Origin of the sequence: Collimonas fungivorans, from assembly GCF_028292705.1 — a bacterium.
Taxonomy (GTDB): Bacteria; Pseudomonadota; Gammaproteobacteria; order Burkholderiales; family Burkholderiaceae_D; genus Collimonas; species Collimonas fungivorans_B.
Window position 1 is genome coordinate 1 of sequence record NZ_JAQGLV010000408.1, and the last position, 9,660, is coordinate 9,660.

The window sequence follows — 9,660 nt, forward strand, 5'->3', positions numbered from 1 at the left end:
ATCGAAGCTTTCATGAATACGGTGGGCGTCATCGTCAGCCCCATCATGTGTTTGTATGAACGCACCGGCGGCACGCGCATGATGCAGATGCAGGATGGCACCTACGGCTGGAGCAACTTCGATGTGATTGACATCAATCCGCACCTGTTCAATATCCACATTCCCCTTGCCGGCGCGGTGACCATGTCCAAGGTCGGCCGCCAGGGTGTGGATGCGAACCAGGAAATTCCCGAAGACATGAAAAAATTCTCGGATGCGGTAAAGGCCGACGACGCTGCCAAAAAAGCCTATTGGGGCGAAGCGACCGGTCTCGACGATTGCATGTATTTCACGCTGCCCAACGGTGAGATCTATGCGCCGCGCCTGGGCGGGAAGAGTGGCGCATGTGCTTCTCTGGCGGCCGGTTCGGCAAAAAAATACTATAACCGCGGCGTCATGAATATCGCCAGGGCGGCCGGCAACAGCGCAATGAAAGGGCAATCCGCTGCCGCCAACGCCACCAGCACGCTCAACAACGCCATCGTGGCGCCGCTGGAGCCAGCCTTGGAAGCGGCCGGCAACAGCCTCAATTCAAGCAACTCGTCGGGAAGCGTGATCAACATGCCTAACAGCAGCACCAGCAGCGTGCTTGGCGGTTCTCCCGCGGGCATGCCGGCTTCCGGCTCATCGCTGGATGCGCCGAGCCCGGGCAGCGGCGATCCGGAAGTGCAGCTGGCGACAGCACTGGCGCAACAGGCGGCGAATTTCCAGAGTCTTTCGAACCTGGGCGGCAATGTGGCAAGTTCCGTATCGAACATGCTGGGACAAGGCTTTTCAATGGCCGAGGAAGCAGCCGGCGATCCGCTCAACAATGTCAACGGTTTCCTGAAATTCCTGCTCAATGCGCTGGGCCTGGGCGATCTGATCGATCTCATCAACATGCGTACTTCGCGCGGCACCGAGACCTTGTTCCAGCGGCCCGGCCTGGGCGGCGTGGTGGCGGCTGACATGGGCTTGCCGGCAGAACGCTTCGGTTTCTGGGAAATGCGCAACGCCAACATCGGCAACTACCAGATCGGCGACCGTGCGGCCAGCAACCTGTTTGTCGCTTCCAAGGAAATACAGGACAACGCCTTGAAGGACCTGGGACCATCGTTTGTGGTGGGGCTGCAGGAAGCGGTAGGCGACATGAAGTCGCCGTTGAAACCGGAAGGCAAGTTCAACCTGGGACGCACGCCGATCAAGGATTACGACACCGAAATCAAGCAGGATTACCTGCAGGCGATGGGCAAGGCGCGGGTGTACTACCGGGCGCCGGTCGAACGCTGGACCGCCCGCATGCAAGTGGTGTCGCACGCCAACCTGATGCTGCCTTACTGGAACGCGCGGCTGGAAGGCTTGAATTATCCGGAAAAATTATTGTTCTTCACAATTAACTGAGCCGCGACCCCATGCCTATCCCATCCAGAACCTTCGCCTTGCCACGCATGTCCGGACCAGGCCAGCGGGGCCAGGCCCTGTTCGAGTCGATCCTGGCTTGCAGCGTGCTGATGCTGTTCCTGTTCGGCTTGCAATGGGTATGGCGCTTCGGCGAACTCAAGCAGCTCAATACCGAAGCGGCGCGGTTCGCCGTCTGGGAGCGCACGGCCTACAAGGCGAATGGCGATGCCGATTACAAATCGCTGTATAGCGCCGATGCCGACCTGGCCCCGAAGGTGTTCCGCAGCGTCTACCTGACGCCGCGCGGCGCGCGCCAGAGCCAGGCCGAAGGCAGCACCGCGCTGCTGCAAGACCATGCCGACTGGATGAGCACCGCGGCGCGCTTCTTTACCGACAAATTCGAAAACGCAACGTTCGGTTCAATCAGCAACGGCGCCTTGAGCGTCTCCACCAATTCCAGCAAATCGCCAGGCGGACCGATGGGATTCGATCCCACTGGCAATACCCTGACTAATCTCACGCTGGACCGCGAACCCTACGAACGGGTCCAGGTCAGCGGCAGCATCGGCCTCAGCGATTTCATCAAGACCTTCATGGAAAAAACTTTCGGCATCGCCAAAGGCGAGACCGGCATGCCTGCCGGCGGCCTCAGTCCGCGTAGCCTGGGCAGCCTGACCATGGTCACCAATTCCTGGTCGGCGCCGGTGCCGGTGGCAAACCACCGCGTCGCCGAGCAGCTAAACCCGTTTTACGACGGCGCCGCCAGTTCCGGCAGTACCGGCAATCCGGTCGGCAAGATACTCAACAGTAATTATTTCAACCTGCCAGGACTGATCGGCGGTGCTTCCGGCTTCGGCGGCAATTTCCGGGTCGACCTGGCGGGCATTAACCCGGCCCAGGTGTCGTCCCTGGTCTCGCAGGGCATGGGGCTGGATTTCGACAGTCTGAAGAATCCCAGCGGCATCATCAAGGCATACAAGTCTACCGACGACTACAAGGAAAATCTCAGCCTGGCCGGCGGCATTAACGAAGCAGACTATATGGCGGTGAAATGCACATCCGCTCCCGGACGCGATATCCGGCTGACCCAATACACCCAGGATGAGCTGTGCCCGGCCGGCATCATGCGCGCGCGCACGATCTCCATGTTCGACAACCCGGCCTGGCGCTTTTCTCCGGCGCCGTAGCAATAGAAGGGGATTTATTTGAAAGTGTTGATGGCGGTTTGCTGGTGCCTGTTCCTGTGCACCAGCGTTTATGCGGCGGATAAATGGAAATCGGTGGAAGGCTTGATGCTGGACGGCGTACCGGACAACTGGCAGCAGACCCGCCTGGCCGATGAAATCGAGGTGAATGGTTTACCGATGCTGATTTATGAAATCGAGGGACCGCAGCCGCTGCGCGAAGCGGCAGTGATATTGGCGGCGGCCTGGGCCAAGGCCAAGTGGAAAGTCACCACCAAGGCGGCCGGGCATGAGGTGCAGATCGTGGCGGTCAAGGACGGCTGGCTGAAGCAGGCCAACCTGAGCAGCAGCAACCGCAAGCAGACCCAGGGCTATCTCAGCATGTCGGACCTGCCGGCGCGCATGCAGCAGGACATCGACACCAAGGCGCCGGTGCTGGCCAAGCATCTGCGCAAGCCGTCGGGCACGGTGATCTTGAACGAAGTACGCACGGTGGATATGGCGGGCGAATCGATCCTGACCACCCTTACCAACAATTTTGACATGGAACAGAACATCGCGTTTTACCAGGAAGACCGCGCCGCCGAGGCATGGAAGCTGAGTTTTAAGAAAACCGCCGAAGACAACAGCGGCACGGTGATGCGCTATGTCTCGCCCAAACAGCAGGAGGCGACCTACACCTTTACCAGGAATGCCGGCCAGACCTATATCGTGGTGAATTGGATTACACGATGAAGACGCGGCCGATGAAGGAAGAGCAATGAAAACGATTCGTACCGGACCAGCGATGAATCGACACGAACAGGGGCAGATCGCGGTTGAATATTCGATCCTGCTGGTGTGCGTGGCGCTGGTGCTGTTTGTGTCGGTGGACGGGGTGTCTTTGCTTAGCCTGCTGCTGGACGCGATACGTCATCTGAATTTCAGTTACATCAACGGCTTAGGTGTCAGCGCCACGCCAATTTAGAAAACAAGCCGAGAGCGCAATATATGTTGATCAAAGTCGGAAGAAATCTGAAACTGGGGCGTGGCGCCAGCCTGGCTGAATTCGTCGTCGCGATTCCCATCGTGCTGATCTTTGCCTTGCTGTGCCTGCAAATGGTCTTGATGTACCGAGCCAAGCTGGCGCACAACTTTGCGGTGCAGGAAGCGGCGCGCATAGGCGCCATGAGCAACGGCCGGGTTGTGCCGCGGTTCGTCACCGATCCGCTGACGGCGCAGCTGGGCAATCTTGGTTATGCGGCGGTCGGCAAGGTCGTGCACAGCAAGGATTCCTCCGGGCGTGATGTGACGTCGACCGTCACCACTCCCGGCAATGAGCTGGCCGGCTCCGGCCAGGCTGAAGCCGCCAGCAACGGCGTACCGGTCAACAATGCCGCCGGCTCGTCCAGCGGCGACCCCGACGAAGCGGCAAACCGCGCCGGTCCGATCTCAGGTTTCCTCGGCAAGGCCAAGCAGAAAATCGGTCCGGCCGTGTGGGCCTTCGTCAAGGGACTGATGCGCTATGGCGACAGCTCGGTGCTGCAAGGCTACATCAACGGCATCACGCCGATGTACATGGGCAACGACACTGGCAAGGGTGCGGTAGTCGAAGCCCAGGTCGAAGCCTACAAAGACGCCATGTTCAATTCCTGCATCCTGTATCACAACCCGACCCAGGCTGCGTTCCTGGAATCCGGCGTGATCGAATTGCAGGGGCTCGATTACGGCATCCTCAAGCTGCCGGCCGACTACATGCGCTTCCGTACGCCGCTCGGCACGGACGCCCCCGGCGGCGGCGAAAATCTTTCCGACAGCAAGCTGAAAGGCGACATCACCAACAAGAGCATCCAGGAAAATACCGTGCTGTCTATCGAGATCTGGTGGAGCTATCCGCTCAAGGTGCCGATCGCCAACAGCATCATCATCGGCATTACACGCTTGTTCGGCAACAGTAGCCAGAGTTCGGGCATCGCGGCGTCGTTCCAGGCCAAGGCGCTCGAGCGCGGCCGCTATCCGTTCAGCTCATCGGCCAGCTACCGGGCGCAAAACGCCTTGCACTGGCATCCCTTCTATCCATTGGGAACCAAATCGCCGCCTATCGGCGGCAGCGGCGGCTACGAGGCCTTCGATGTAGTCAAGCTGATCTGGAACAGCATCTTGAGCCGGCTGGAGGGCAACTTCGATCCGGCCGAGCCGCAGATCGGCTTCTGTCTGGGCGCCATGGACATGGGCGACTGGGCCGCAGGCGAAAAGAACGATGTGAAAGAACACTGGTGGGGCGAGGATTATGACAAAGCCAGCCACTAGGTTGTCGCGCATTTGCCGCCAGAGCCGCAATACCCCCGATTTTCCAACACCAGCAGCGACTCTCGCCAGTTCGCAACGACGATTACTTTTACTCTCACATCATGAATATAAAACGTTTCATCAACCTGCAAAAAATCAAGAAGGCGCTGCCGCTGGTCATCATTGTCCTGATTGCCGCGTTTGCCGTTTTCCTCGCCAACAATTACCTGAAAACCCGTTCCAGTGAAATCGAAAAAAGCCTGAGCGACGAAGCCAACAAGGTGCGCACCACGGTGACAGTGCCGCGCATCGACCTCAACCCCGGTGACGTGCTGACCATGGAGCAACTGGCCTCGCGCACGGTGCCCAAGGAATACATGAACTTCGACGTCATCTCGCCGGACCAGATCGATGCCTATATCGGCAAGAAGATCATCCGTCCGGTGCGCAAGGGTACGCCCCTGCTGGAATCGTATTTCCTGCTGTACGAGTCGGTGCCGTTTTCCAAGTCGATCGACGCCGGCAGCCGCGCCATCACGATTCCGGTCGACGAGATCAATTCCTTTTCCGGCCTGCTGCGCGCCGGCGATCACATCGACCTGTTCTACATGATGAAGCGGCCGCAGGAAGGGCCGCCCAGCGCTGGGCCGCAGCAGGAAGACACGGTGCTGGCGCCGTTGTTGAAAAATATCGAAGTGCGTGCTACCGGCCAGACCACGGTGCGCGAAGTACTGGCGGCCGACCGTGCGCGTGAAGCCGGTTTTGGCGAGCGCCAGGGCCAGGCCGGGCGGGCCACTTACAGCACGGTGACGATTTCAGTGCCGGCCGCGGATGCCCAGAAAGTGATCCTGGTGCAGACCGGCGCCCGCATCGTCGCCGTGCTGCGCAGTCCTGACGACCAGGGCGACGCCGAGAAAAGACTGTTCCTGTCCGATGTCATCGATCCGGACGCCAAGCGCCGCCTGCAAATGCCGGGACCGCAGGTCGATTACATCATCGGCGGCCGTTTCAGGACCGGCGAATACGCAGACAGCAGCGAGGACCAGGCCAAGAAACTCGAAGCCTTCAAGCGCCTTCTGGGCAGCGCAGCCGGTAATTCACAATGATATCCAACAAAAAGCCACGCAATAACATGACTAATCCAAGAACTTTCCGCTCCTGCCTGCTGTTGTCCGCCCTGATTGGCAGCCGCGCCTTTGCCGCCGCACCTTTGCCGGAGACTTTGCAAAACCAGAACAAAGCACAAAAAACCAGCCAAAACCAGGTCCGCAGCAGCCACGACGGCGGCGTCGAGTACCTGGACGGCAATGCGATTGAACAAAAAAACCTGATGAATGCGCCGGAAGGGATCCCCATCCGCAATGCCGGCGACCTTGCGGCCCTGAAGCCTTCGACCGGCCGTGGCGGCTTACCGAAAGCGCAGCAAGCAGTCGACGATGAATTGGTCATGTACGCCGGCGAGGCGCGGGTGATCGAGGTCGGTGCTGTCAACCGTATCGCTATCGGCAACGGCAAGATCGCTTCGACCGCGGTGATTGAAAAGACCCGGCTGCTGATCATTGCGCAGGAAGTCGGCCTGACCAACATCCTGCTCTGGAACAAGCCGAATTTTTCGCGCGAAATCCGCCTGCGGGTGACAGCGCTCAACGTCATCAAGCAGCAGCGCGACATCAAGGCGGCGCTGTCCAGCCTGCCCGATATCGAGGTGGTGCGACGCGGCGATCGGCTGTACGTGGAGGGCAATATCCGCTCGCGCGAGGATCTTTCCAAGATCACAGCCCTGACCGACCAGTACGCCAACCTGATCAACAGCACCAAGCTCGACATCGACACCGTGCCGGCCTACAAGCAGGAATCGCAGATGCTGGTGTTCGACCTGTATTTTGTCGAATTCAAGAAGGGTTACCTGGAAAACCTCGGCGTCAACTGGGCCAAGAGTTTCAACGGTTTCAACATCGGCATCTTCGGCGAAGCCTCGCGCGGCGCCGTCAACCTGCGGCCCTTGCCGCAAGATACCGGCACCGGCGGCAAGTTTGACCTGCCGGACCAGAAACTGCGCGGCGTCGCCGCCAGCGTCAATGCCTCGATTGCGATTCCTTCGGTGATCCAGCTGGCGGTCGACAGCGGCGACGCCTTTGTGCTTGCTTCGCCCAGCATTGCTACCCGCAACGGCGGCCAGGCCAGGTTCGTCGCCGGCGGCGAAGTGCCGATCCCGACGGTCAGCCAGAACGGCACCAACGTTACCTTCAAGCCTTACGGCATCCTGATCGAGATTGCGCCGAAGCTGGATGCTTTCAGCAACATCACCGGGATCCTCAAGGCCGAGGTCAGCAAGATCGATCCGACCGTCAGCGTCGGCGGTATTCCAGGCTTCACCACGCGCCGCACGGAGACCGATTTTTCAGTAAAGACCGGCGACGCCATCATCTTGTCCGGCTTGTACAGCCAGGACGGCAGCACCGATATCCAGAAAGTGCCGGGACTGGGCGATGTGCCGCTGCTGGGCAATCTGTTCAAATCCACCGGCACCAGCCGCAACCAGACCGAGGTGTACCTGGTGGCGATTCCGCATACGCAAGAAGGGGAATCAGGAGAGAGCTCGAATGCTTTACGCAATATAAGCAACCGCATCAACCAAGCGCGCAAGGCGGTGGGCATGCCGGAGGAGGCAGAGCTGCCGAGCCTGCGCAACCTGCAGAAGGAAATTCCGGTGAAGTCGCCGTTCCAGGCAGCGCCGCTGCGGCCTGAGCCGGCATTGCCGCCTGAATACAACAATCATTGATTGGATGGCGGCCGGCTAGAAGCTCAGCTGGTCGCCGACGCGCAGGGACAGCGCGGCAAGAGTGGCAGGATGTAGTTCCAGGGTGTGGCGGGCGGAGCGGTCGGAAGAAAGACTTCTGCGCGCCAGCACCGGGACAATCCTGGTGATGACGAAGTCTTGCGACAGATACACCACGCCGATGGTGAAGTGCATGAAAAAAGTATGGACGGAGTTGCAGTCCTTGAGCAGGTAGGCGCTGTCAGGCGCCAGCGTCCTGGTGAACATCAGGCCGCGGGCGCGGCTGAAAAACGTATCTCCGATGGTGACATTGGCGATGATGATCTGATTATTTTTATATGCGGGAATAATTTTCATGGCAGAGAGCCAAAGTGGATTTGTGTTGATGGTGGTCGCGGACGATTATGACATACTCGACGAAGTTTTCGTCGACAAGGATCGCTTCGTTCTCGGCAAGGCGGAGAGCTGCGACCTGCGCCTCAAAGGCTGGAATGTCAGCAAGCTGCACGCGACTTTCCTGCTGAACGAGGGCAGCGTCTTCATTGAAGACAGCGGCAGCATCTTCGGTACCTGGGTCGACGGCGAGCGCATCAACCGCCTCGGTCCGTTGAGCACCGGCACTGTGATCAAGATCGGCAATTACAGCCTGACCTTGCATACCAACCAGCAGGCGCATGAGACGGGCGCCGGTCGCGAGCGGCAGAACCGGGCCGTCAACCATGCGATCAGCGCCATCGAGCAGGACTACGAAGAAGTACTGGTGGCGGAACGCCCGCTGAAACAGGCAAGCCAGCCGCTTCCTGCCGTCGCGCCGCGCCAGCAGTTTGCCGAGCCGGTCCAGGCGCCGCCGCCACCGCCGCCGCCTCGTGCAGCGCCGGTTGCAGCTGCAGCGGCGCCCGCAGCCCCAGCTCCGGCCCCGCAGCAGCCCGGAGCGCGTCCAGGCGCCGGCGGCAAGCAGGTCGCGAATATCCCGGCGCGCGTGATCGATTTTGAGTTTTCGCGCTGGCGCAAGACCTTGCACGAAGCGGTGTTGCATGAAATCGACTTGCGCCGCATCGACGCCAACAAGATGTCGGAGCACGATCTCAAGGCTAACGTCAAGAGCTTGATCAAGGAGTTGCTGAGCACCACTTTCACCTTGCCGGACAACATAGACACCGAGCTGCTGACCAAGGAAGTGCTGGACGAAGCGGTCGGCCTGGGGCCGCTGGAGCCGATGATCGCCGACGAAAGCGTGACTGAAATCATGGTCAACCGCCACGACGAAATCTGGGTCGAGCGCGGCGGCCGGCTGGAACTATCGAGCGCCACCTTTACCAGCGACCTGGCGGTGCTGGGAGCGATCGAGCGGATTGTCACGCCGCTCGGACGGCGTATCGATGAAAGCTCGCCGATGGTCGATGCGCGTTTGCGCGACGGTTCGCGGGTGAATGCGATCATTTCGCCGCTGTCGCTGCGCGGGCCGACCCTGACCATCCGGAAATTTTCGCGGCGCAAGATGGTGGCTGAAGACTTGATCAAGTACGGTTCGATGACCGAGGACATGCTGAATATCCTGCGCAGTGCGGTCGAGCAGCGTTTGAACATCGTGGTGTCGGGCGGCACCGGTTCCGGTAAAACCACCTTCCTCAACATGATGTCGGCCTTCGTGCCGAACGACGAGCGGATCGTCACCATCGAGGATGCGGCCGAGCTGCAGCTGTCGCAGCCGAACCTGGTGTCGCTGGAAAGCCGCCCGCCCAACGTCGAAGGCAAGGGCCATGTGGCGATCCGCGACCTGGTGCGCAATTCGCTGCGGATGCGGCCAGACCGCATCATCGTCGGCGAGTGCCGCGGCGGCGAAGCGCTGGACATGCTGCAGGCCATGAATACCGGCCATGACGGCTCAATGACCACCTTGCACGCCAACTCTCCGCGCGACGCGCTGGCGCGGATGGAGGTGCTGGTGCTGATGGCCGGCATGAACCTGCCGGTGCGGGCGATCCGCGAACAGATTTCATCGGCGGTGCA

Annotated in this window: 8 protein-coding genes and 1 pseudogene; 8 read left to right on the forward strand and 1 reads right to left on the reverse strand. The window is 60.2% G+C overall.

The features are described from left to right. The 7 genes and pseudogenes from JWQ61_RS21710 to JWQ61_RS21740 all read left to right on the forward strand — a co-directional run. Nucleotides 1-1,419 (forward strand): annotated as a pseudogene (locus tag JWQ61_RS21710) (hypothetical protein); the annotation flags it as partial. An 11-nt stretch (nt 1,420-1,430) separates the two neighbouring features. Continuing rightward, the gene (locus tag JWQ61_RS21715) at nt 1,431-2,606 is read left to right on the forward strand and encodes a hypothetical protein (RefSeq protein WP_304362349.1); all 1,176 of its coding nucleotides are present in this window, start codon (nt 1,431-1,433) and stop codon (nt 2,604-2,606) included. Nucleotides 2,607-2,624: 18 nt separating this feature from the next. Then, nucleotides 2,625-3,338 (forward strand): hypothetical protein, encoded by a 714-nt coding sequence (locus JWQ61_RS21720; RefSeq protein WP_304362350.1) that lies wholly within the window; start codon nt 2,625-2,627, stop codon nt 3,336-3,338. 25 nt (nt 3,339-3,363) lie between these two features. Continuing rightward, complete coding sequence (locus tag JWQ61_RS21725; RefSeq protein ID WP_304362351.1) at nt 3,364-3,570, forward strand: hypothetical protein; 207 nt, start codon at nt 3,364-3,366, stop codon at nt 3,568-3,570. Between the two features lie 23 nt (nt 3,571-3,593). Continuing rightward, nucleotides 3,594-4,892, forward strand: coding sequence for a TadE/TadG family type IV pilus assembly protein (locus JWQ61_RS21730; protein ID WP_304362352.1), 1,299 nt, complete (start codon nt 3,594-3,596; stop codon nt 4,890-4,892). A gap of 101 nt (nt 4,893-4,993) precedes the next feature. Next, nucleotides 4,994-5,977, forward strand: coding sequence for a Flp pilus assembly protein CpaB (gene cpaB, locus JWQ61_RS21735; protein ID WP_304362353.1), 984 nt, complete (start codon nt 4,994-4,996; stop codon nt 5,975-5,977). Between the two features lie 26 nt (nt 5,978-6,003). Beyond that, nucleotides 6,004-7,653 (forward strand): type II and III secretion system protein family protein, encoded by a 1,650-nt coding sequence (locus tag JWQ61_RS21740; RefSeq protein WP_304362354.1) that lies wholly within the window; start codon nt 6,004-6,006, stop codon nt 7,651-7,653. A 15-nt stretch (nt 7,654-7,668) separates the two neighbouring features. On the opposite strand, the gene JWQ61_RS21745 is transcribed toward JWQ61_RS21740, so the two are convergent. Beyond that, the gene (locus tag JWQ61_RS21745) at nt 7,669-8,007 is read right to left on the reverse strand and encodes a DUF192 domain-containing protein (RefSeq protein ID WP_304362355.1); all 339 of its coding nucleotides are present in this window, start codon (nt 8,005-8,007) and stop codon (nt 7,669-7,671) included. On the opposite strand from JWQ61_RS21745, the gene JWQ61_RS21750 reads away from it, so the two are divergent. Then, nucleotides 8,006-9,660: ATPase, T2SS/T4P/T4SS family (locus tag JWQ61_RS21750; RefSeq protein ID WP_304362356.1), on the forward strand; the 1,655-nt coding region annotated here is incomplete at its 3' end. The genes JWQ61_RS21745 and JWQ61_RS21750 overlap by 2 nt on opposite strands.